Origin of the sequence: Cupriavidus lacunae, assembly GCF_003353055.1 — a bacterium.
Taxonomy (GTDB): domain Bacteria; phylum Pseudomonadota; class Gammaproteobacteria; order Burkholderiales; family Burkholderiaceae; genus Cupriavidus; species Cupriavidus lacunae.
Window position 1 is genome coordinate 186,924 of sequence record NZ_QKWJ01000003.1, and the last position, 21,731, is coordinate 208,654.

Sequence of the window (21,731 nt, forward strand, 5' to 3'; positions counted from 1 at the left end):
AACCATGTCTGTCACGATCTACCACAACCCTGCATGCGGTACTTCCCGCAACACGCTGGCCATGATTCGCAACGCGGGCATCGAGCCACAGATTATCGAGTACCTGAGCGCGCCACCGGATCGTGCCACCCTGCAGGACATGATCCGGCAAGCCGGCCTGACAGTGCGCCAGGCCATCCGCGAGAAGGGCACCCCCTATGCGGAACTCGGCCTGGGCGATCCGGCCCTGACGGACGACCAGTTGCTCGACGCCATGCTGGCGCACCCCATCCTGATCAATCGTCCGTTCGTCGTGACCGAGCTTGGCGTGCGCTTGTGCCGCCCGTCGGAGCTGGTGCTCGACATCCTGCCGTCGCCCCAGCAAGGCCGGTTCACCAAGGAGGATGGCGAGGTGGTCATCGATGCGCAAGGCCGGAGGGTCAACGGATGACGGTTGCATTGCCCAACGTCGTACCGTCGTTGCTCGACACGCCGGACCTGAACAAACTTGTGCCGGCTCGGGTCAGCACCCATCCTCCGCGCATCCTGTTGCTCTACGGCTCGCTGCGCGAGACATCCTACAGCCGCCTGCTGACCCGGGAGGCCGAGCGGATTCTGCAGCAGTTCGGTGCCGAGACCCGGGTCTTCGACCCGCATGGCCTCCCTGTTACCGACAGCGTGCCGCCGGACCATCCCAAGGTAGTCGAACTGCGCAAGCTGTCCGAATGGTCCGAAGGACAGGTCTGGTGCAGTCCCGAGCGGCACGGCACCCTGACCGCCGTGTTCAAGAACCAGATCGACTGGCTGCCGCTGGAGAGCGGCGGCGTTCGTCCCACACAAGGCCGCACCCTTGCCGTGATGCAGGTCTGCGGCGGCTCGCAGTCTTTCAACGCAGTCAACGCGCTGCGCGTGCTGGGGCGCTGGATGCGGATGGTGACGATTCCCAACCAGTCGTCAGTGGCCAAGGCATATCAGGAATTCGATGCTGATGGGCGCATGAAGCCGTCGTCCTACTACGACCGCGTGGTCGACGTGATGGAAGAGCTGTACAAGTTCACGCTGCTGATCCGCGATCGCTCCGACTACCTGACAGACAGGTACAGCGAGCGCAAGGAAGCCGCCCCGCAGGTCGCCGCCACCCTCGCTGCAGCCGCGATGAGCCATGAGCCGGACGCCAAGGCCGGAGATACCGACGACGGCGAGGTCGAATAACCACAAGCCGGGACAGCCCGGGTATCGCGGTGGGGGGGACGGCAGAATCATCGCCATGAACGGGGCGCCCTCGGAAGCTTTCGCCTTCCCAGGCGCTGCTTAACGGACTGATGCCAAAGAAAAAACCCCGCATTGAGCGGGGTTCTTCTTTACAGATTGTGCATACGCAAGGTTAGAACGGAATATCGTCGTCCATATCCTCGAAACCGTTCGATGCCGGCTGCTGCGGACGGCGCGCAGCGCCACCGGCCTGTCCGCCACCCTGGCCGCCACCCTGGGCGCCCGCCTGACCACCGCGGCCGCCGCCGTAGCCACCACCGCCCGATGCTTCGCGGCTGTAGCCACCGCCACCGCCCGCGCCGCCACCGTAGCCGCCTTCGTCACCGCCACCGCCACCACCCTGGCGCGAGCCCAGCATCTGCATCTGGTCGGCAACGATTTCAGTGGAGTACTTGTCCTGGCCCGACTGGTCCTGCCACTTGCGGGTGCGGATGCGGCCTTCGATATAGACCGACGATCCCTTGCGCAGGTACTGGCCGGCGATTTCGGCGATCTTGCCGAAGAACGAGATGCGGTGCCATTCGGTGGCCTCCTTCATCTCGCCGCTCTGCTTGTCCTTGTAGCGATCGGTGGTCGCCAGGCGGATATTGGTCACGGCGTCGCCGCTGGGCAGGTAGCGGGTTTCCGGGTCTGCGCCGAGGTTGCCGACGAGAATGACTTTGTTGACCGATGCCATTTGAATGTTCTCCAAAAGCCACGCGCTGTGTTGAAAAGCGTGGCAATACGATGACTGTAAAGCGGACTGTAGTGTGACGCGATACTGCGGTGACGTAAACGAACATCGCGCCCCCCGGCCAGACGTCGGGTGGCGCGATCATGCTAGGCCTTTTCCAGGCCGGATTCTTTACGAAGTGATGCGGATTCAGTTGTGGATTCAGGCGGCAGTCGCGGGTGCAGCTTCCTGCCCGCGCGCCGGCGGCGCCTTCATGCTCCAGGCAATTATAAGCCAGAGCAACAGCACCACCGCGCAGCCGACGAACACTGCGCTGCGGCCCTCGTGCTTGAGCAGCCAGCCGCCGGCGGCGCCGCCCAGGAACAGGCCCAGGGCCTGGGTCGTGTTGTAGACGCCGAGCGCCGCGCCGCGCGCGGCCGCGGCGTAGCGCGACACCAGCGAAGGCTGCATCGCCTCCAGCACGTTGAACGCGACGAAGAAGAGCAGCAAGACGCCGACGATGGCCCACAGCCCGTGCACGGCGGCAAACAGCAGCTGCACCGCGGTCATCAGCGCGACCGCGCTCAACAGCACCGGGCGCACGCGGCCGTAGCGCTCGGCCGCCATCATCGGGCCCAGCATCAGCACAAAGGACACCAGCACCACCGGCAGGTAGACCTTCCAGTGCTGGTCCAGCGGCATGCCGGCATCCGCCAGCATGGCCGGCACCACCATGAACATCGCCACCTGGGAGGCATGGAGCGCCAGCACGCCCACATTGAGCCGCGCCAGGTCGGCATTGAGCAGCACCTTGCGGAACGGCAGGCGCACCGGATGCGGCGGCGGCGGGGTCGGCACCAGGAACAGCGTCACGCCGATGGCCACCACCCCCAGCACCGACATCAGCCCGAAGATGCCGGACATGCCGATGCTGTGCAGCAGCGGCGAGGCGATCACCAGCGACAACGCGAAGGTCAGGCCGATGCTGCCGCCCACCATCGCCATCGCCTTGGTGCGATGGCGCTCGCGCGTCAGGTCGGCGATGCAGGCGGTGATGGCCGCTGAGATCGCGCCCATGCCCTGCAGCGCGCGGCCGGCGATGATGCCGCTGAGCGTGTCGGAGAAAGCCGCCACCAGGCCGCCGGCGATAAACAGCAGCAGGCCGGCCACCATCACCGGCTTGCGCCCGATCCGGTCGGACAGCCAGCCCAGCGGGATGTGCAGGAAGGCCTGCATCAGGCCGTAGATGCCCATGGCCAGGCCCACGCGCTGGGCGTCGTGCCCGTCGGGCAGGCCGCGCGCGTATTCGGCAAAGACGGGCAGGATCAGGAACAGCCCCAGCATGCGCAAGGCGAAGATGCTGGCCAGCGACACGGCGGCGCGCAACTCGGCGCGGGTCATGCGTTCGCGGGCGGGGGGGGCCTGAGATGCGTCGGCGGCACCCGCACCCGGAGAAGAAGACTGGATCGACGGCATTGCGATCGTGGGATCGTGGAATCTGTCAGGCTGGCTGCCCGTGCCCGGTAATGCGGCAAGCGGCAACGGCAGTTTTGATCGGGATCACGGGGGGAAGTTGCCGCCCGGAACCCGGAGCCGACGGCGGCTTCGCCGGGCGCCTGCATGGCGCGAGCCACCCCGGAAACCGAAGTTGGGTATATTAACAGGTTTGCTCCTTCGCGCTTCCCGGGTCACCTGGCCATGCCAGAGGACCCCCGGGCGTGTGCCCGGGCGCGCATTCCGGCCGTCGCCAGCGGTCGGAAGTGCCAATTTCGGTACTTGTTTCGGGTTCTGCGATTCCTTCAGACAGCCCTGCCAGCCCTTTCAGGCTGGCAAGGCGGCCTGTCTGGCGACGACTTTTCGGCATATGGAAGAAATCAAGATCCGTGGGGCGCGTACCCACAACCTGAAGAACATCAATCTCGACCTGCCGCGCAACCGGCTGATCGTGATCACCGGCCTGTCGGGTTCGGGCAAGTCCTCGCTCGCCTTCGACACGCTCTATGCCGAGGGCCAGCGCCGCTACGTGGAGTCGCTGTCCGCCTACGCCCGCCAGTTCCTGCAGCTGATGGAAAAGCCGGACGTGGACCTGATCGAGGGCCTGTCACCTGCGATCTCGATCGAGCAGAAGGCCACCAGCCACAACCCGCGCTCGACGGTGGGCACCGTCACCGAGATCCACGACTACCTGCGCCTGCTGTACGCCCGCGCCGGCACGCCCTACTGCCCGGACCACAACCTGGCGCTGCAGGCCCAGAGCGTGTCGCAGATGGTCGACGCCGTGCTCGCGCTGCCGGAAGACACCAAGCTGATGATCCTGGCGCCGGTGGTAGCCGACCGCAAGGGCGAGCACATGGACCTGTTCGACAGCATGCAGGCCCAGGGCTTCGTGCGCTTTCGCATCCGCTCGGGCGGCGGCGCCGCGCACGAGGCCGAGGCCAAGGTCTATGAGGTCGACGCGCTGCCCAAACTGAAGAAGACCGAGAAGCACACCATTGAAGTGGTGGTGGACCGCGTCAAGGTGCGCGCCGACATCAAGCAGCGCCTGGCCGAGTCGTTCGAGACCGCGTTGCGCCTGGCCGATGGCCGCGCGCTTGCGCTGGAACTGGACAGCGGCAAGGAGCATATGTTCAGCTCCAAGTTTGCCTGCCCGATCTGCTCGTATTCGCTGCAGGAACTGGAGCCGCGGCTGTTCTCCTTCAACAACCCGATGGGTGCATGCCCGAGCTGCGACGGGCTGGGCCAGATCACCTTCTTCGACCCGAAGCGCGTGGCGGCCTTCCCCAACCTGTCGCTGGCCTCGGGCGCGATCAAGGGCTGGGACCGCCGCAACCAGTTCTACTTCCAGATGCTGCAAAGCCTGGCGGCGTTCTACGAATTCGACACCGAGACCGCGTTCGAAGACCTGCCGGAAAATGTGCAGCAGGTGGTGCTGCACGGCTCGGGCGAGCAGGAGATCCCGTTCACCTATATGAACGAGCGCGGCCGCACCACCGTGCGCGAGCATGTGTTTGAAGGGATCATACCCAACCTGGAGCGCCGCTACCGCGAGACCGATTCGGTCGCGGTGCGCGAGGAGCTGGCCAAGTACCAGAACAACCAGCCCTGCCCCGCCTGCCACGGCACCCGCCTGCGCACCGAGGCTCGCCACGTCAAGCTGGGCGAGGGCGAGCAGGCGCGCGCGATCTTCGAGATCAACGGCTGGCCGCTGCGCGACGCGCTGACGTATTTCCTGACGCTGGACATGCACGGCGCCAAGCGCGAGATCGCCGACAAGATCGTCAAGGAGATCTCCGCGCGGCTGAACTTCCTGAACAATGTCGGGCTGGACTACCTGTCGCTGGAACGCAGCGCCGATACGCTGTCGGGCGGCGAGGCCCAGCGCATCCGGCTGGCGTCGCAGATCGGCTCGGGCCTGACCGGCGTGATGTACGTGCTGGACGAGCCCTCGATCGGGCTGCACCAGCGCGACAACGACCGCCTGATCGGCACGCTCAAGCACCTGCGCGATATCGGCAACTCGGTGCTGGTGGTCGAGCACGACGAGGACATGATCCGCGCCTGCGACTACGTGGTCGATATCGGCCCGGGCGCCGGCGTGCACGGTGGCATGATCGTGGCCGAAGGCACGCCGCAGCAGATCGAGGCCTCGCCGGCCTCGCTGACCGGGCAGTACCTGTCGGGGCAGCGGCGCATCGAGGTGCCGTCGAAGCGGGCCGCGCCGGACGACGAACGGCTGCTGCGCATCGTCAACGCCAGCGGCAACAACCTGCGCAATGTCACCGCCGAGGTGCCGGTTGGCCTGCTGACCTGCATCACCGGCGTGTCCGGCTCGGGCAAGTCGACGCTGATCAACGACACGCTCTACCACGCGGTGGCGCGCCACCTGTACGGCTCCACGGCGGAACCGGCGGCGCACGACCGCATCGAGGGGCTGGAGCACTTCGACAAGGTCATCAACGTCGACCAGAGCCCGATCGGCCGCACCCCGCGTTCCAACCCGGCCACCTACACGGGCCTCTTCACGCCGATCCGCGAGCTGTTCGCCGGCGTGCCGTCGGCCAAGGAGCGCGGCTACGATCCGGGCCGCTTCTCGTTCAACGTCAAGGGCGGGCGCTGCGAGTCCTGCCAGGGCGATGGCGTGCTCAAGGTCGAGATGCACTTCCTGCCCGACATCTATGTGCCGTGCGATGTCTGCCACGGCAAGCGCTACAACCGCGAGACGCTGGAGGTCCTGTACAAGGGCAAGAACATCTCCGAGGTGCTGGAGCTGACCGTCGAGCAGGCGCACGAGTTCTTCAGCGCCGTGCCGGTGGTGCGGCGCAAGCTGCAGACGCTGCTGGACGTGGGCCTGGGCTATATTCGGCTGGGCCAGTCGGCGACCACGCTGTCGGGCGGCGAGGCACAGCGCGTCAAGCTGTCGCTGGAGCTGTCCAAGCGCGATACCGGGCGCACGCTCTATATCCTGGACGAGCCCACCACCGGGCTGCACTTCCACGATATCGAACTGCTGCTCAAGGTCATCCACAAGCTGCGCGACCAGGGCAACACCGTGGTCATCATCGAGCACAACCTGGACGTCATCAAGACCGCCGACTGGCTGATCGACATGGGCCCCGAGGGCGGCGCCGGCGGCGGCCAGGTGATCGCGCGCGGCACGCCGGAGGATGTCGCCAGGAGCAAGGCGAGCTTTACCGGCAAGTACCTGGCGCCGCTGCTCAAGCGGGCCTGAACGGGTGTGGCCGCCCCGCGCGGCTTGCTTTCGCCACCCCGCGCCCTACCATGAACCCGATGGCGGCAAGCCCTGCCGCCATGCGGGAGCCTGCCATGGAACTGTCGGTCGTGCCGGTCACCAAGCCGGAAGCCACCAACTTCATCTTCGGCCAGTCGCACTTCATCAAGACCGTTGAAGACCTGCACGAGGCGCTGGCCGGCACCGTGCCGGGCATCCGCTTCGGGCTGGCGTTCTGCGAGGCCTCGGGCAAGCGCCTGGTGCGCTGGTCCGGCACCGATGAGGGCCTGATCGACCTCGCCTGCGAGAACGCCCGCGCCATCGGCGCCGGGCATACCTTCCTGATTTTCCTCGGGGACGGTTACTTTCCGGTCAACGTGCTGGCCGCGGTGCGGGCGGTGCCGGAGGTGTGCCGCATCTTCTGCGCCACCGCCAATCCGACCGAGGTGCTTGTCGCACAGACCGATGCCGGACGCGGCGTGATGGGCGTAATCGATGGCGCCTCGCCACTGGGCATCGAAACCGATGCCGATGTGGCCGAGCGCAAGGCGCTGTTGCGCATGATTGGCTACAAGCTCTAGTGTCCTGAGTCGGAAGTTCGTTGCAGAAATAAGTCTGTCGAGAAGGTGCGCGAGCCTAGGAGCGAAGCGCAGCAAGGCTGGAGCCTTGCGAGCCTTCGCGACGACGGATCGTGCAGCTTATCGGCAGACTTATGCAACGAACTTGCGATTCAGGACACTAGCGCCGCTGCTCAGTGCTGTGCCGCCTGCACCCGTGGCACCGGCGGCAACTCGTCTTCCTTCATGCGGCTGCGGTTGAGCACGCCGGCCTGTTCCAGCACCGGATAGGCGGTGGCGCAGAACAGCGAATTCAGGCGCTTCAGTTCGCTGATCACGTCCAGGTGCAGCGAGCTGGTCTCGATGCTCTCGGCGGTCTGCACCGCCACGCGCTGCAGGTGGGTGCGCGCGTACTTGCGCTCCAGCTCGCGGAAGTTGGCCTTCTCCGCCATCAGTGCCTGCGCGCTCTTGAGGTCGCCATTGAGAAACACCGACAAGCCCAGCCGCAGGTTGGCGACCAGGCGCGCGTGCATCTCGGCGATCTCCTGCATGCCGGCCTCGGAGAACATCAGGTTGTGGGCGATCTTCTTGTCCTTGGTATCGAGCAGGATGCGCTCGATGATGTCGCCCGCGTGTTCCAGGTTGATGGTGAGCGAGATGATCTCGGTCCAGCGCTGGCCGTCGCGCTCGTCCAGCGCTTCCAGGCTGATGCGGGTCAGGTAGAGCTTGATCGCGGTGTAGAGGTCGTCCACTTCGTTGTCGATGCGGCAGGTGGCGGTGGCCAGCTTGGCGTCGTTGGTGCGCAGCACGCGCAGCATGTTGTCCAGCATCTGCTCGATGCGGTCGCCGATGCGCAGCACCTCGCGCGCGGCGTTGGACAGCGCCAGTGTGGGCGTGGACAGCGCGGCGGTATCGAGGTGGCGCGGCGTGACCTGGCTTTCGCCGGTATTGCGCCCGGGCAGCACGCGCTCGCACAGCCGCGCCAGCGGCGCGGTGGCGCCCAGCAGCAGCACGGCCAGCGTGACGTTGAACAGCAGGTGGAAATTGACGATCAGCCGCTGCGGGTCATGATCGACCAGCGCCAGCAACTCCTCGGCCTGGTTCAGCAGCGGCAGCGCGACCAGGCAGCCCAGCAGGCGCGACAGCAGGTTGCCCAGCGTCACGCGCTTGCCCGGCTGGTTGTTGCCCGAGGTGGTCAGCAGCGCCGAAATGCCCGAGCCCAGGTTGGCGCCCAGCACCAGCGCCAGCGCCACGTGGATCGACACCACGCCGGCCGAGGCCAGCGCGCCGCAGAACAGCACCACGGCCAGGCTGGAATAGCACAGGATGGTCAGGAAGGCGCCGACCAGCATGTCCAGCCCCGAATCGCCTGTCAGCGAGGCAAACAGCACCTTGACGCCGGCGGCCTGCACCACGGGACGGGTCGCGATCGAGATCAGTTCCAGCGCCAGGGTGATCAGGCCCAGGCCGATCAGCACGCGGCCGACGTGGCCGGGCTTGCTGCCCTTCCAGGTCAGGTGGCAGATCACGCCGATGAAGATCAGCAGCGGCGACAGCCAGGACAGGTCCAGCGAGAACACCTGCACCATCAGCGCGGTGCCGACGTTGGCGCCGAGCATGATGGCCAGCGCCGGCGCCACGGCGATCAGGCCCTGGCCGACGAAGGAGCTGACGATGACCGCGGTGGCATTGCTGCTCTGGACCAGCCCGGTGACGCCGAGCCCGGCGAGGAAGGCGGTGAAGCGGTTGGAGACGCTGGTCGACAGGACATGGCGCAGGTTCGCGCCGTAGACGCGCAGGATGCCGACCTTGACGATGTTGGTGCCCCAGACGAGCAGGGCAACGCCTGATAACAGGTGAAGGAGTACGCCCATTGTGCGCCCTTGTGTGACCAGTGCCGACAGAACCCTGGAGGCTCGGCCCGGTCATCGTGTAGTTGTCAATGGGGCATTATGCGCCCGTCACCACACAGCGGCAACGGCATGGGTGCGGCGTGCGGGCAACAGGCAACGCGCCCATACACCCGCCAGCGGCGGCGCTCAGGGCAGCGCGACCTTGATCCCCAGCCCGACGAAGATCGCCCCGGCGGCGCGGTCCAGCCAGCGGCCGGTGGCCGGGCGGCGGCGCAGCCAGGCGCCCAGCCAGCCGGCGCACAGCCCGAACAGCGAGAACACCACCGCGGTCTGCAGCATGAAGACCGCGCCCAGCAGCAAGAACTGCAGCCCCGGGTGCGCGGCATCGGCACGCACGAACTGCGGCAGGAACACCAGGAAGAATAGCGTCACCTTGGGGTTCATCATGTTGCCCAGCACGCTCTGGCGGAACACGCGCGCGAGCGGCACGGCATCGACCTCACCGCCCTGCGCCAGCCCGCCCCTGGCGCGCAGCGCCTGGATGCCGATCCAGATCAGGTAGGCCGCGCCGGCGTACTTGATCAGCTGGAACGCCAGCGGTGACGAGCGCAGCACCGCCGCCAGCCCCACCGCCGCGATCACGGTATGGAACAGGCATCCGACTGAAAAGCCCAGCGCCGCCACCAGCCCGGCACGCCGTCCCTGCGCCATGCCGCGCGCCAGCACTTGCAGGTTGTCTGGCCCCGGGGCCACGGTCACGGCAATCGAAGTCAGCAGGAACAGCAGCAGGTCAGGCATGGGGTCTCCTTGCGTGGAAATCGTGCGGGTCTGTCAGCGCGGCTCAGTGCCCCTCAAACTTGCACACGGTGAACAGCGGCAGCCCGCCGTCCTGCAGCAGCTTCGAGCCGCCCAGTTCGGGCAGGTCGACGATGGCGGCGCCCTCCACCACCGTCGCGCCCAGGCGCTCCAGCAGCTTGCGCCCGGCCATCATGGTGCCGCCGGTGGCGATCAGGTCGTCGACCAGCAGTACGCGGTCGCCGGCCTTGCAGGCATCGGCATGGATCTCGACGGTGGCGCTGCCGTATTCCAGCTCGTACTCCTCGGCCACGGTCTGGAACGGCAGCTTGCCCTTCTTGCGGATCGGCACGAAGCCCAGGTTCAGTTCATACGCGACGATCGCGCCCAGGATAAAGCCGCGCGCATCGATGCCCGCGACCAGGTCCAGCTGCGCGTCCATGTAGCGGTGCACGAAGACATCGATCAGCACGCGCAGGGTCTTGGGGTTCTGCAGCAGCGGGGTGATGTCGCGGAACATCACGCCCGGCATGGGCCAGTCCGGCACGGTCCGGATGCGCTCGCGCAGGTAGCCGGTGACGTCGCCGAGTTCGGGGGACTGGATGATGGAATCTGCCATAAGGTCTGGAAACGGTAGGCGCGCGGCGTCGCGCGCCGGTAGAAAAAGGGAGGACGTGGCCAGGGTCAGGCCTGCGCGGTAACCAGTTACCACCCGCGCCGCCGGGGTAGCCAGCACAATGGTCCTGCCGGCCGCACAGGCTACCAGGACCGGCGGGCCGTGTCCGGCACCCGCCGGACACCCGTAACCATACAGGAGACCGCGATGGCAAAGAAGATTCTGATGCTGGTGGGCGACTACGCCGAAGACTATGAAACCATGGTGCCGTTCCAGGCACTGCAGATGGTCGGCCATACCGTCCACGCGGTCTGCCCTGACAAGCAGGCGGGCGACGCCTGCGCCACTGCGATCCACGACTTCGAGGGCGACCAGACCTACAGCGAGAAGCGCGGCCACAACTTCACGCTGAACGCGACCTTTGCCGGGATCGACCCGGCCGCGTACGACGCGCTGGTCATCCCCGGCGGCCGCGCCCCCGAATACCTGCGCCTGAACGCGCGCGTGCTGGAGATCGTGCGCCACTTCGCCCAGGCCGACAAGCCGATCGCCGCCGTCTGCCACGGCGCCCAGCTGCTGGCCGCGGCGGGCGTGCTGGAAGGCAAGACCTGCTCCGCCTACCCGGCCTGCGCGCCCGAGGTAAAGCTTGCCGGCGGCACTTATGCCGATATCCCGGTCGACCAGGCCCATACCGACGGCAACCTTGTCACCGCCCCGGCGTGGCCCGCGCATCCGGCCTGGCTGGCGCAGTTTCTTGCCGTGCTGGGCACGCGGATCGTACATTAGAGCTTTCCGCACGCGGCGCCCCCACGCGTGAAGGCACGGCTCGCCCCCATGCGGCGAATCGTGTACATGCCTGTCGGCAGCGCCGCCCGCACGGGAGCATTCATGTGTGAAATCTTTATCCGCGCCAATCCGGAGTCGTACCAGAGCCAGTCGCGCTCGCTGCGCCTGCACGGGGTGGCCACCAGCATCCGGCTGGAAAGCCTGTTCTGGGAAGTGCTGGAGGAACTGGCGCAGCGCGACGGCATGACCGTCAACCAGCTGATCACGCGCCTGCACGATGAACTGACCGAACATCGCGGCAGCGAGGCGGTGGCGGGCAATTTCTCGTCCTTCCTGCGCGTGTGCTGCCTGCGTTACCTGATGTTGCAGGGCGAGGGCCGCATCCCGGCCGATACCAGCGTGCCGATCCGCTCGCTGGACGCACGCGCGGTGCTGGAGAATCTGCCGGAATCCTGGGTCGAGGCGCGTCCGCACTGACGCATCCGGCGGCCCCGCTCAGCCGTTCAGGATGCGCGTCTCTGCCGCCTCCAGCGCTTCGGGCGGGCCGCGCAGCACCACGATGTCGCCCGGTTCCAGCACGGTCTCGGGCTGCGGGTCGAAGGCGCGGATGCCGCGCCGGCGCACCGCGGTGACTTCCACGCCTATGCGCTCCAGCCCCAGCACGCCCAGGCGCCGCCCCACCGCGGTGGATTGCGGCCCGAGCGACACGGAATGCAGCCGCACCGAATCGCGCTCGACCATGTCCTCGTCATCGTCGCGGCCATGGAAATAGCCGCGCAGCAGGCTGTAGCGCGCGTCGCGCGCCTGCTGCACGCCGCGCACCACCCGGCGCATCGGCACGCCCAGCAGCACCAGCGCGTGCGACGCCAGCATCAGGCTGCCCTCGATGATCTCGGGCACCACCTCGGTGGCGCCGGCCTTCTGCAGCGTGTCCAGTTCTGAATCATCCACCGTGCGCACGATCACCGGCAGCGCCGGCGCCAGTTCCTGCACGTGGTGCAGCACTTTGAGCGCCGAGGGCGTATTGGCATAGGTGACGATCAGCGCGGCGGCGCGGTGGATGCCCGCGGCGATCAGCGCCTCGCGCCGGCCCGCGTCGCCGTAGACCACGGTGTCGCCGGCGGCGGCGGCCTCGCGCACGCGGTCGGGATCCAGGTCCAGCGCCACGTAGTTGATGCCCTCGCGCTCCAGCATATGCGCCAGGTTCTGCCCGCTGCGGCCGAAGCCGCAGATGATGGCGTGCTTCTCGGTCTGCAGGCTCTGGGCGGCGATGCGGGTCATGTTCAGCGACTGCATCAGCCATTCGTTGGCGGCAAAGCGCAGCACGATGGCGTCGCTGTACTGGATCAGGAATGGCGCGGCCAGCATCGACAGCAGCATCGACGCCAGGATCACCTGGATCAGCACCGGGTCGACCAGGTTCAGGCCGTCGATCTGGTTCAGCAGCACGAAACCGAATTCGCCCGCCTGCGCCAGCCCCAGCCCGGTGCGGATGGCCACGCCCTGGCGCGAGCCGAAGACCCGCGCCAGCACCGAGATCAGCACCAGCTTGAACAGTATCGGCACCACCAGCAGCGCCAGCACCAGCCACGCGTGGTCCAGCACCACACGGATATTGAGCAGCATGCCGATGGTGACGAAGAACAGCCCCAGCAGCACGTCGCGGAACGGCTTGATGTCTTCTTCCACCTGATGGCGGTAGGGCGTCTCGGAGATCAACATGCCCGCCATGAAGGCGCCCAGCGCCATCGACAGGCCCAGCCGCTCGGTCAGCGCCGCCATGCCCAGCGTCACCAGCAGCAGGTTCAGCATGAACAGTTCCTGCGAGCGGCGCGCCGCCACCACATGGAACCAGCGGCTCATCAGGCGCTGGCCGAGGAAGAAGATGGCGCCCAGTGCCACCACGATCTTGAGCATGGCCAGGCCCAGCGCCGCCATCAGGTCGGCCGGATCGCGCGACAGCGCCGGGATCACGATCAGCAGCGGCACCACCGCCAGATCCTGGAACAGCAGGATGCTGATGATATTGCGGCCGTGCTCGCTCTCCAGCTCCATGCGCTCGGAGAGCATCTTGGAGACGATCGCCGTGGAAGACATCGCCAGCGCCCCGCCCAGCGCCACCGACGCCTGCCAGGACATCGGGAACAGCCAGTTGAACGCCCAGCTTGCCGGCACCACCGCCAGCATCGACAGCACCACCTGGGAGCCGCCCATGCCGAACACCAGCCGCTTCATCGAGCGCAGCTTGGTCAGGTTGAATTCCAGCCCGATCGAGAACATCAGGAAGACCACGCCGAATTCGGCCAGGTACTTGGTCTGCGCGGTGTCGCTGGCCAGCCCCAGCGCGTGCGGGCCGATCAGGATGCCGACGGCCAGGTAGCCCAGCATCGGCGGCAGCTGCAACATGCGGAATGCGACCACGCCGAAAACGGCGGCGGCCAGCAGCACCAGGGTCAGTTCCAGCGGAGAATGCATCAGGCGGTCTGGGTGACCGGCCAGGCGCGCGTCCGACCCGGCACGGGCACCCTGCCGGCAAAATACGGCGAGCACGGCAAGCACGACGTGCGCCGTAGGTCAGACCAGGCGCCATCGCATTCGTTGGTATACTTCGTCGCCATGATAGCCAATTTCGATGCGGATCGAGCACTCAGGCTCGCCCGCGACACTCTCCAGACCGAAGCCGACGCGGTTTCCGCACTTTCCGGACGCCTGAACGGCGACTTTGCCCGTGCCGTGCTGCTGATCCTGCAATGCACGGGGCGCGTGGTCGTCTCGGGCATCGGCAAGTCCGGCCATATCGGGCGCAAGGTCGCCGCCACGCTGGCCTCGACCGGCACGCCGGCGTTTTTCGTGCACCCGGCCGAAGCCAGCCACGGCGACCTGGGCATGGTCACGCGCGACGACGTGCTGATCGCCTTCTCCAATTCGGGCGAGACCGGCGAGCTGCTGTCGATCATCCCGATCGTCAAGCGCATCGGCGCGCGGCTGATCTCGGTCACCGGCAACCCCGACTCCAACCTGGCCAAGCTGGCCGACGTCCACCTGGACGCGGCGGTCGAGAAGGAAGCCTGCCCGCTGAACCTGGCGCCGACGGCCAGCACCACCGCGGCGCTGGCGCTGGGCGATGCGCTGGCGGTGGCGGTGCTGGACGCGCGCGGCTTCGGCGAGGAAGACTTCGCCCGCTCGCACCCCGGCGGCGCGCTTGGGCGCAAGCTGCTGACCCATGTGCGCGACGTGATGCGCACCGGCAACGCCGTGCCCGAGGTGCGTGAAAACACGCCGCTGGCCCAGGCGCTGATGGAAATCACCCGCAAGGGCATGGCCATGACCGCGGTGGTGGACCCGGACGGGCACGCCATCGGGGTGTTCACCGACGGCGACCTGCGCCGCCTGCTGGAAACCCCGCGCGACTGGAAGACCGTGCCCATCGGCGAGGTCATGCACCGCAACCCGCACGTGGTCAACGAGAACCAGCTGGCCGTGGAAGCGGTGCAGGTGATGGAAGCCAACCGCATCAACCAGTTGCTGGTGGTGGATGACGACGGCCGCCTGAGCGGCGCGCTGCATATCCACGACCTGACCCGCGCCAAGGTCATCTGAGCGGGCGCGCCCGGCAACCAGGCACAACGCCAAGGACAACATGCAGGCACTCCTCGCCTCCCTCAGCGGCATCGTCATGCGGCTGCTGCCGCTGCTGCTGATGGCCATCGTGGCGGGCAGCACGTTCTGGCTGGTCCAGATCAACTCCCCCAAGGAAGACCAGGCCGCGCAAAGCACCAAGAAGCACGAGCCTGACTACTTCATGGACCGCTTCTCGGCCACCGAGCTGGCGCCTGACGGCAGCACCAAGATCCGCTTCACCGGCGATCGCATGGTCCATTTCGAGGACGACCAGACCTACGAGGTCACGCGTCCCGCCATGCGCGCATATCAGCCGGAGCGCCCGCCGGTGACCGCCCGCGCCGACATCGGCCGCATGAACGCCGAAGGTTCGGTGATCGACCTGTACGGCAATGGCTTCGTGCTGCGCCAGCAGGGCGCGGACGCGTCCAAGGACCCGCAGCTGACCGCGGCGTCGAGCTACTTCCAGCTGCTGGTCAACGACGACATCGTCAAGACCGACAAGCCGGTCAAGCTCATGCGCGGCCCCTCGGTGATGACCGCCAACGGCCTGATCTTCAACAACGTTAGCCGCGAAGTACAATTGCTCGGCAACGTACGCGGCACCATCGTCACCGGGCCGTCCCCGGCCCGCACGCCGGGGTCCTGAACCCTGGCCTTGCGGGGGACCGCGCACGCGGCGCCGGAACGCGCCGGCGGCCGGCACGAACCCGTGCGAACCCGCATGAAACCGCACCACCACGTATCCCGACGCCCTCAAGCAACCCTGCCAACATGACCGCTTCCCTGACGACTTCGTCCCGTCGACGCACCGCCCCCGCCCTGCTCGCACTGGCCATGGCCTTCGGCCTGCTGGCCCAGCCTGCCCTTGCCGAGCGCGCGGACCGCGACAAGCCGATGGTGCTGGAGGCGGACAACGCCAGCTACGACGACGTCAAGCAGATCTATACGCTGACCGGCAACGTGGTGCTGACCAAGGGCACCATGATCCTGAAGTCGGACGCTGCCGAGCTGCGCACCGACCCCGAGGGCTATCAGTTCGCGGTGGCCACCGCCAAGCCGGGCAGGCAGGCCTATATCCGGCAGAAGCGCGAAGGCGTCGACGAATACATCGACGGCTGGGGCGACCGCATCGAATACGACGGCAAGCAGGAATTCTCCAAGCTGATCGGCAATGCCCGCATGGCGCGCCTGCAGGGCGCCAAGCTGCTCGACGAAATCCGCGGCGCAGTGCTGACCTACGACAGCCGCAAGGAGTTCTACACGGCTGCCGGCGGCAGCGGCGACGCCGCGGCCGCCAACCCGTCGGGCCGCGTGCGCGCGGTGCTGTCGCCGCGCCAGGACCAGAAGGCCGGCACCCCGGGCAGCGGTGGCTCGCCGCTGGACCTGAAGCCGGCACCCGCGCCCGCCAACAAACCTTGACGCCTGGCGCGGGCCCGCCCGCCCGCGCCTGATACGCCCGAACGCCTGACTGTGCCCATGACCGATACCGCAACCATCGCCGACAAGCCTTCCGTCGAAGCCTCCACCGTTCTCCCCGGCGGCAGCACGCTGGTCGTGCGCCACCTGAAGAAGCGCTATGGCTCGCGCACGGTGGTCAAGGACGTCTCGCTCGACGTGAAGAGCGGCGAGGTGGTCGGGCTGCTCGGCCCCAACGGCGCGGGCAAGACCACGTCGTTCTACATGATCGTGGGCCTGGTGGCGCTGGACGAGGGCGATATCGTGCTCGACGGCGACCATATCAGCGGCCTGCCGATCCATGAGCGCGCGCGCATGGGGCTGTCGTACCTGCCGCAGGAAGCCTCGGTGTTCCGCAAGCTCAACGTCGAGGAGAACATCCGCGCGGTGCTGGAACTGCAGCTGGACAAGGGCAAGCCGCTGGCCAAGGCCGAGATCGAGCGCCGCCTGGATTCACTGCTCGACGACCTGCAGATCGCGCACCTGCGCAACAACCCGGCGCTGTCGCTGTCGGGCGGCGAGCGCCGCCGCGTGGAAATTGCACGCGCGCTGGCGTCGTCGCCGCGCTTTATCCTGCTGGACGAGCCCTTCGCAGGCGTGGACCCGATCGCCGTGGGCGAGATCCAGCGCATCGTCAGCTTCCTCAAGGCGCGCAATATCGGCGTGCTGATCACCGACCACAACGTGCGCGAGACGCTCGGCATCTGCGACCACGCCTACATCATCAGCGAAGGCACGGTGCTGGCCGCGGGCCGGCCCGAGGAAATCATCGCCAATGACGCCGTGCGGCGCGTCTACCTGGGCGAGAATTTCCGCATGTGACATGACGGCCTGCCCCTGGCGGGCAGGCATTCCGGCGGGGCGTGCGCGGACGCGCCACAGCCAACGGCGATCACAGCGCATCAGCGATAGCAATTTCCGTTCCAACATCGGAAAGATGCGCATAAAATAGGTCGCATGAAACCGTCGCTACAGCTCCGCCTCTCCCAGCATCTGGCACTGACCCCGCAGCTGCAACAGTCGATCCGGCTGCTGCAGCTGTCCACGCTGGAACTGCAGCAGGAAGTCGAACAGGCCCTGACGGAAAACCCGCTGCTCGAGCGGGAGAACGACTGGATCGAAAGCCCGCTGCGCGTGGCCGCCGATGGCTCGGTCAATATCCAGAGCGCACCGGCGCCCGCCCCCGCCGAACCCCAGGGCAATGGCGACGCCCGTGCCGACGGCGCGGGTGACGACGACAGCTATGGCGACAACAGCAGCGGCGACGACTACGGCAGCGGCGACTGGAGCCTGGACGACTTTGCCCGGCGCCCGCAAGGCGACGAGGACGAAAAGACGCCGATGCAGCTGCGCGAAGCCGAGCCCACGCTGCGTGAGTACCTGATGGAGCAGCTGACGCCGCTGAAGATCTCGACGCGCGACAAGGGCCTGGCCATCTTCCTGATCGAATCGCTCGACGACGATGGCTACCTGAGTGCCTCGCTTGAAGAGATCTGCACGGAGTTGCCTGAAGAACTCGAATTCGAGCTCGACGAAGTTCACGCGATCCTGACGCTCTTGCAGAGCTTCGATCCGCCGGGGGTGGGCGCGCGCAATGCCGCCGAGTGCCTGGCGCTGCAGCTGCGCCGCCTGAAGCACCCGCAGCGCGACTTGGCGCTGAACATCGTCACCAATCACCTGGAGTTGCTGGCCGTACGCGACTACACGCGGCTGAAGAAGGCGCTGCAGGTCGATGAAGTAGCGCTGAAGGCCGCCCACGACCTGATCCGTTCGCTCGCGCCCTACCCGGGCCATGCCTACAGCCGCCCGGAAGCTGATTTCGTGGTCCCGGATGTGTTTGTGCGCAAGAGCGGCGGCGGCTGGATCGCGCAGCTCAACCCGGATGTGATGCCGAGGCTGCGCATCAACGATATGTATGCACAAATCCTGCGTGGCGCGAAGGGGGAGTCCGGCACCGCGGGGCTGCAGCAGAAGCTGCAGGAGGCACGCTGGCTGATCAAGAATATCCAGCAAAGGTTCGATACGATCCTGCGTGTCTCGCAAGCCATTGTCGAGCGTCAAAAGAACTTTTTCACCCACGGTGAAATCGCCATGCGCCCCTTGGTTTTGCGTGAGATTGCCGATACACTGGGTTTACACGAGTCAACCATCTCCCGGGTGACGACCAATAAATACATGGCAACGCCGATGGGTACTTTCGAACTGAAGTACTTCTTCGGCAGCCACGTGTCCACCGAAACCGGTGGCGCGGCTTCATCAACGGCCATCCGCGCCTTGATCAAGCAACTGATAGGAGCCGAAGACCCGAGGAATCCCCTTTCCGACAGTCGCATTGCCGAACTGCTGGGTGAGCAAGGCTTCGTTGTCGCACGACGCACCGTCGCCAAGTATCGCGAGGCCCTGAAGATCCCCGCAGTCAATCTCCGCAAGTCTTTGTAGCCGAGCCCACCGCCTGCCTGGTGAGGCTCTTTCAGAAGGAGAAGCGCTATGAACTTCAAGATCAGTGGACACCACCTGGACATCACGCCCCCTCTGCGTGAGTACGTGGAAACGAAGCTGGAGCGAATCGTCAGGCATTTCGATCAGGTCATTGGCGTTAGCGTGCTGCTCTCTGTCGACAACCACAAGGAAAAGGACCGGCGTCAGTACGCGGAAATCAATCTACATCTCAAGGGCAAGGACATCTTTGTCGAGGCGCATCACGAAGACCTATATGCAGCTATCGACGCACTCGTCGACAAGCTGGACCGTCAGGTGATCCGCTACAAGGATCGCGTGCAAGGCCACGACCGCGAAGCGGTCAAGTACCAGATGGCCGCAGCGCAAATGCAGCAATGACCGTGCCCGGCAGCCCCGCACAGGGCTGCTGACCCAGGATTGAACAGGCAAGCCGCGCCACGAAGCGCGGCTTTTTTGCGCCCGTGCGTTGCGCCGGCCACGGCCGGGCCGCGTCAGCGCTGGCGCCGCGGCAGGTTGTGGCGCCGGAGCAAACGCCTTTCACCCGAATGGGCAAGGGTGTTCGCAAGCGCGGCGGCACGGTGTATGCTGCGCCATACAAAGAGAAGGAATCCTGGCCGCGCCCTGTGTTGGTGCGACGGCTTCCGGCACGGAGGGCACGATTGCATCGCTATGTATCGTTCTGCACCGGATTGCCTCGCTGCATTGCACAATCCGAGGGTGGCCGCTGCTCTATAATGGGCCGAACGCCTCCGGCCAGGCCAAGGACAGCCCGGAGCCAGCTCCCTGCCCGGCGGAACGATCCGCCCGCTAACTGACATCCTGCGCATCGCTCATGAATCGTTTGGCCAAATTGCTGCCACCCGGCAACATCAATCTCGACGTCAGCGTCACCAGCAAGAAGCGTGTGTTTGAGCAGGCCGGGCTCCTCTTCGAGAACAACCATGGCGTGGCGCGCGCCATCGTGACCGACAACCTCTTTGCGCGCGAGTCGCTGGGGTCTACCGGCCTGGGCGCCGGCGTGGCGATCCCGCATGGCCGCATCAAGGGACTGAAGCATCCCCTGGCCGCCTTCATGCGCCTGGCCGAGCCGATTCCGTTCGAATCGCCCGACGGCAAGCCGGTATCGCTGCTGATCTTCCTGCTCGTGCCCGAACAGGCCACGCAACAGCATCTGGAAATCCTGTCCGAGATCGCGCAACTGCTTTCGGATCGCGACATGCGCGAAGGGCTGGCGACACTGCCCACGCCCGATGCCGTGCACGAGCTGCTGATCGCATGGCATCCCTGATCCCCTGATCCCCCAAAGCGGGCCGGCACAGACCGGGCAGGCGCCACGCGCTTCGCACACCGCCCTACCAGTCCTACCGCATGGAACTCACCGGCGTCACTTCCCAGTCCATCTTCGACGACAACGCAGCCGACATCAAACTCTCGTGGGTGGCCGGCCTGGAGGGCGCCGACCGCGCCTTTGACGTGGAGTTCGCCCGCGAAGCCACCTCCGCCGCCGACCTGGTGGGCCACCTGAACCTGATCCACCCGAACCGCATCCAGGTGCTCGGCAAACCCGAGATCACCTACTACCAGCGCCTGGACGACGAGACCCGCAAGCGCCAGATGGGCGAGCTGATCCTGCTGGAGCCGCCCTTCCTGGTGATCGCCGACGGCATGGAGCCGCCGCCCGACCTGGAACTGCGCTGCACGCGCTCGTCGACACCCCTGTTTACCACGCCGGTGTCGTCGGCGGCCGTGATCGACCACCTGCGCCTGTACCTGTCGCGCATCTCCGCGCCGCGCGTGACCATGCACGGGGTGTTCCTCGACATCCTGGGCATGGGCGTGCTGATCATGGGTGAATCGGGACTGGGCAAGAGCGAACTGGGCCTGGAACTGATCTCGCGCGGCCACGGGCTGGTGGCCGATGACGCGGTCGACTTCGTCCGGCTGGGGCCGGATTTCATTGAAGGCCGCTGCCCGCCGCTGCTGCAGAACCTGCTGGAAGTGCGCGGCCTGGGCCTGCTCGATATCAAGACCATCTTCGGCGAGACCGCGGTGCGGCGGAAGATGAAGATCAAGCTGGTGGTGCAGCTGGTGCGGCGCAACGACGGCGAGTTCGAGCGGCTGCCGCTCGATTCGCAGTACCTCGACGTGCTGGGCCTGCCGATCCACATGGTCAAGATCCAGGTGGCGGCCGGCCGCAACCTTGCCGTGCTGGTCGAGGCCGCCGTGCGCAACACCATCCTGCGCCTGCGCGGCATCGACACGCTGCGCGACTTCATGGACCGCCAGCGTGCCGCCATGCAGGCCGATGTCGTGTCGCGCGGCCAGGGCCGGCTGCTCTGAGGCCCAGGGCCGCCTGCACCCGCGCAGCACGGTTTTCATTTGCTTACAACGGCATTGACGCATTACGTCAACGTTTCTCAGGCATGCTCCGTTTTGTGCTGTAATGGGCATCGCGCCCGTTACGGAAGCTGCAACGCCGCCAATGGCGCGCGGCCATGAAGTTTTCCACACCGAGGAGAGCAAGCATGAAGAAACTGATCGCGATGTGTGCGCTGGTCACCCCGATGATCGCTGCCAGCGCTTTTGCGCAGACCGCCGCCACGCCAGCCACCCCCGCCACGCCGGCAAAGCCGGCGGCGACCGCCCCGGCGATGCCGGCCACACCCGCCACGTCCGCCACGCCGGCTACCCCGGACAAGCCCACGGCCAATGCCCAGCAGGACAAGATGAAGGCCTGCAATACCCAGGCCTCCGGCAAGAAGGGCGACGAACGCAAGGCGTTCATGCAGGAATGCCTGTCCAAGGCCGGGGTACCCAAGACCCAGCAGGAGAAAATGGCCTCCTGCAGCAAGTCCGGCAAGGGCAAGAAGGGCGACGAATACAAGTCCTACATGAAGGATTGCCTGTCCAAGGCAGCCTGAGCGGCGACACCAGCTGAAGAAGCATGGCGAAC

The 21,731-nt window shown here is 66.5% G+C and carries 21 protein-coding genes; 15 read left to right on the plus strand and 6 right to left on the minus strand.

Annotation, left to right across the window (positions count from 1 at the left end; translation table 11 throughout):
• Positions 1–4: 4 nt before the first annotated feature.
• The gene (gene arsC / locus DN412_RS04340) at positions 5–430 is read left to right on the plus strand and encodes an arsenate reductase (glutaredoxin) (protein WP_115013381.1); all 426 of its coding nucleotides are present in this window, start codon (positions 5–7) and stop codon (positions 428–430) included.
• Complete coding sequence (gene arsH / locus DN412_RS04345) at positions 427–1,191, plus strand: arsenical resistance protein ArsH (RefSeq protein WP_115013382.1); 765 nt, start codon at positions 427–429, stop codon at positions 1,189–1,191. The genes arsC and arsH overlap by 4 nt, the downstream gene beginning before the upstream one ends.
• A gap of 172 nt (positions 1,192–1,363) precedes the next feature.
• Here the strand turns inward: arsH and DN412_RS04350 are convergent, their stop codons facing one another.
• Entirely contained in the window at positions 1,364–1,927 is a 564-nt protein-coding gene (locus tag DN412_RS04350) for a single-stranded DNA-binding protein (protein WP_115013383.1), read from the minus strand.
• Positions 1,928–2,125: 198 nt separating this feature from the next.
• Entirely contained in the window at positions 2,126–3,379 is a 1,254-nt protein-coding gene (locus tag DN412_RS04355) for an MFS transporter (RefSeq protein ID WP_115013384.1), read from the minus strand.
• A gap of 388 nt (positions 3,380–3,767) precedes the next feature.
• Between DN412_RS04355 and uvrA the strand changes: the two genes are divergently transcribed.
• The gene (gene uvrA, locus DN412_RS04360) at positions 3,768–6,632 is read left to right on the plus strand and encodes an excinuclease ABC subunit UvrA (RefSeq protein ID WP_115013385.1); all 2,865 of its coding nucleotides are present in this window, start codon (positions 3,768–3,770) and stop codon (positions 6,630–6,632) included.
• A 95-nt stretch (positions 6,633–6,727) separates the two neighbouring features.
• Entirely contained in the window at positions 6,728–7,213 is a 486-nt protein-coding gene (locus tag DN412_RS04365; RefSeq protein ID WP_115013465.1) for an adenosine-specific kinase, read from the plus strand.
• Positions 7,214–7,383: 170 nt separating this feature from the next.
• On the opposite strand, the gene DN412_RS04370 is transcribed toward DN412_RS04365, so the two are convergent.
• The 3 genes from DN412_RS04370 to DN412_RS04380 form a co-directional block, all read right to left on the minus strand.
• Positions 7,384–9,063 carry a Na/Pi cotransporter family protein gene (locus tag DN412_RS04370; RefSeq protein ID WP_115013386.1) on the minus strand — a complete coding sequence of 560 codons (1,680 nt, stop codon included), beginning with the start codon at positions 9,061–9,063 and terminating at the stop codon, positions 7,384–7,386.
• Positions 9,064–9,228: 165 nt separating this feature from the next.
• Positions 9,229–9,840: a LysE family translocator gene (locus DN412_RS04375; RefSeq protein ID WP_115013387.1), complete on the minus strand. Its 612-nt coding sequence runs from the start codon at positions 9,838–9,840 to the stop codon at positions 9,229–9,231.
• Between the two features lie 43 nt (positions 9,841–9,883).
• On the minus strand, positions 9,884–10,456 hold the full coding sequence (locus DN412_RS04380; protein ID WP_013955479.1) for an adenine phosphoribosyltransferase: 573 nt from the start codon (positions 10,454–10,456) through the stop codon (positions 9,884–9,886).
• 204 nt (positions 10,457–10,660) lie between these two features.
• Here DN412_RS04380 and DN412_RS04385 point away from each other — a divergent pair, with 204 nt between their 5' ends.
• Both DN412_RS04385 and DN412_RS04390 read left to right on the plus strand, forming a co-directional pair.
• Entirely contained in the window at positions 10,661–11,239 is a 579-nt protein-coding gene (locus DN412_RS04385) for a DJ-1/PfpI family protein (protein WP_115013388.1), read from the plus strand.
• Positions 11,240–11,341: 102 nt separating this feature from the next.
• Positions 11,342–11,716: a ribbon-helix-helix domain-containing protein gene (locus DN412_RS04390; protein ID WP_115013466.1), complete on the plus strand. Its 375-nt coding sequence runs from the start codon at positions 11,342–11,344 to the stop codon at positions 11,714–11,716.
• An 18-nt stretch (positions 11,717–11,734) separates the two neighbouring features.
• On the opposite strand, the gene DN412_RS04395 is transcribed toward DN412_RS04390, so the two are convergent.
• Positions 11,735–13,714, minus strand: a complete 1,980-nt coding sequence (locus DN412_RS04395) for a monovalent cation:proton antiporter family protein (RefSeq protein WP_115013389.1) — start codon at positions 13,712–13,714, stop codon at positions 11,735–11,737.
• 141 nt (positions 13,715–13,855) lie between these two features.
• Here DN412_RS04395 and DN412_RS04400 point away from each other — a divergent pair, with 141 nt between their 5' ends.
• From DN412_RS04400 to DN412_RS04440, 9 genes are all read left to right on the plus strand, one after another.
• The gene (locus DN412_RS04400; protein ID WP_078198446.1) at positions 13,856–14,839 is read left to right on the plus strand and encodes a KpsF/GutQ family sugar-phosphate isomerase; all 984 of its coding nucleotides are present in this window, start codon (positions 13,856–13,858) and stop codon (positions 14,837–14,839) included.
• Positions 14,840–14,879: 40 nt separating this feature from the next.
• Positions 14,880–15,509, plus strand: coding sequence for an LPS export ABC transporter periplasmic protein LptC (lptC, locus tag DN412_RS04405; RefSeq protein WP_115013390.1), 630 nt, complete (start codon positions 14,880–14,882; stop codon positions 15,507–15,509).
• A 125-nt stretch (positions 15,510–15,634) separates the two neighbouring features.
• Entirely contained in the window at positions 15,635–16,282 is a 648-nt protein-coding gene (lptA, locus tag DN412_RS04410; protein WP_115013391.1) for a lipopolysaccharide transport periplasmic protein LptA, read from the plus strand.
• 57 nt (positions 16,283–16,339) lie between these two features.
• A complete protein-coding gene (lptB, locus tag DN412_RS04415; protein ID WP_115013392.1) occupies positions 16,340–17,140 on the plus strand; it encodes an LPS export ABC transporter ATP-binding protein in 801 nt (266 codons plus the stop codon).
• Between the two features lie 135 nt (positions 17,141–17,275).
• Positions 17,276–18,757: an RNA polymerase factor sigma-54 gene (locus DN412_RS04420; RefSeq protein WP_115013393.1), complete on the plus strand. Its 1,482-nt coding sequence runs from the start codon at positions 17,276–17,278 to the stop codon at positions 18,755–18,757.
• 48 nt (positions 18,758–18,805) lie between these two features.
• Positions 18,806–19,156 carry a ribosome hibernation-promoting factor, HPF/YfiA family gene (hpf, locus tag DN412_RS04425; RefSeq protein WP_010814386.1) on the plus strand — a complete coding sequence of 117 codons (351 nt, stop codon included), beginning with the start codon at positions 18,806–18,808 and terminating at the stop codon, positions 19,154–19,156.
• Positions 19,157–19,610: 454 nt separating this feature from the next.
• Positions 19,611–20,066, plus strand: coding sequence for a PTS sugar transporter subunit IIA (locus DN412_RS04430; RefSeq protein ID WP_078195189.1), 456 nt, complete (start codon positions 19,611–19,613; stop codon positions 20,064–20,066).
• Between the two features lie 80 nt (positions 20,067–20,146).
• The gene (gene hprK, locus DN412_RS04435) at positions 20,147–21,118 is read left to right on the plus strand and encodes an HPr(Ser) kinase/phosphatase (protein WP_078195188.1); all 972 of its coding nucleotides are present in this window, start codon (positions 20,147–20,149) and stop codon (positions 21,116–21,118) included.
• A gap of 185 nt (positions 21,119–21,303) precedes the next feature.
• The gene (locus DN412_RS04440) at positions 21,304–21,699 is read left to right on the plus strand and encodes a PsiF family protein (protein ID WP_115013394.1); all 396 of its coding nucleotides are present in this window, start codon (positions 21,304–21,306) and stop codon (positions 21,697–21,699) included.
• The last annotated feature ends 32 nt before the right edge of the window (positions 21,700–21,731 follow it).

Excerpts from the sequence above, each read along its gene's own strand:
- DN412_RS04440 (WP_115013394.1), top strand. The coding sequence starts at position 21,304 with ATGAAGAAACTGATCGCGATGTGTGCGCTGGTCACCCCGATGATCGCT.
- DN412_RS04365 (WP_115013465.1), top strand. The coding sequence starts at position 6,728 with ATGGAACTGTCGGTCGTGCCGGTCACCAAGCCGGAAGCCACCAACTTC.
- lptA (WP_115013391.1), top strand. The coding sequence starts at position 15,635 with ATGACCGCTTCCCTGACGACTTCGTCCCGTCGACGCACCGCCCCCGCC.
- hprK (WP_078195188.1), top strand. The coding sequence starts at position 20,147 with ATGGAACTCACCGGCGTCACTTCCCAGTCCATCTTCGACGACAACGCA.
- arsH (WP_115013382.1), top strand. The coding sequence starts at position 427 with ATGACGGTTGCATTGCCCAACGTCGTACCGTCGTTGCTCGACACGCCG.
- DN412_RS04380 (WP_013955479.1), bottom strand. The coding sequence starts at position 10,456 with ATGGCAGATTCCATCATCCAGTCCCCCGAACTCGGCGACGTCACCGGC.
- DN412_RS04350 (WP_115013383.1), bottom strand. The coding sequence starts at position 1,927 with ATGGCATCGGTCAACAAAGTCATTCTCGTCGGCAACCTCGGCGCAGAC.
- DN412_RS04385 (WP_115013388.1), top strand. The coding sequence starts at position 10,661 with ATGGCAAAGAAGATTCTGATGCTGGTGGGCGACTACGCCGAAGACTAT.
- hpf (WP_010814386.1), top strand. The coding sequence starts at position 18,806 with ATGAACTTCAAGATCAGTGGACACCACCTGGACATCACGCCCCCTCTG.
- DN412_RS04355 (WP_115013384.1), bottom strand. The coding sequence starts at position 3,379 with ATGCCGTCGATCCAGTCTTCTTCTCCGGGTGCGGGTGCCGCCGACGCA.
- DN412_RS04375 (WP_115013387.1), bottom strand. The coding sequence starts at position 9,840 with ATGCCTGACCTGCTGCTGTTCCTGCTGACTTCGATTGCCGTGACCGTG.
- uvrA (WP_115013385.1), top strand. The coding sequence starts at position 3,768 with ATGGAAGAAATCAAGATCCGTGGGGCGCGTACCCACAACCTGAAGAAC.
- DN412_RS04395 (WP_115013389.1), bottom strand. The coding sequence starts at position 13,714 with ATGCATTCTCCGCTGGAACTGACCCTGGTGCTGCTGGCCGCCGCCGTT.
- lptC (WP_115013390.1), top strand. The coding sequence starts at position 14,880 with ATGCAGGCACTCCTCGCCTCCCTCAGCGGCATCGTCATGCGGCTGCTG.
- DN412_RS04370 (WP_115013386.1), bottom strand. The coding sequence starts at position 9,063 with ATGGGCGTACTCCTTCACCTGTTATCAGGCGTTGCCCTGCTCGTCTGG.
- lptB (WP_115013392.1), top strand. The coding sequence starts at position 16,340 with ATGACCGATACCGCAACCATCGCCGACAAGCCTTCCGTCGAAGCCTCC.
- arsC (WP_115013381.1), top strand. The coding sequence starts at position 5 with ATGTCTGTCACGATCTACCACAACCCTGCATGCGGTACTTCCCGCAAC.
- DN412_RS04400 (WP_078198446.1), top strand. The coding sequence starts at position 13,856 with ATGATAGCCAATTTCGATGCGGATCGAGCACTCAGGCTCGCCCGCGAC.
- DN412_RS04420 (WP_115013393.1), top strand. The coding sequence starts at position 17,276 with ATGAAACCGTCGCTACAGCTCCGCCTCTCCCAGCATCTGGCACTGACC.
- DN412_RS04390 (WP_115013466.1), top strand. The coding sequence starts at position 11,342 with ATGTGTGAAATCTTTATCCGCGCCAATCCGGAGTCGTACCAGAGCCAG.
- DN412_RS04430 (WP_078195189.1), top strand. The coding sequence starts at position 19,611 with ATGAATCGTTTGGCCAAATTGCTGCCACCCGGCAACATCAATCTCGAC.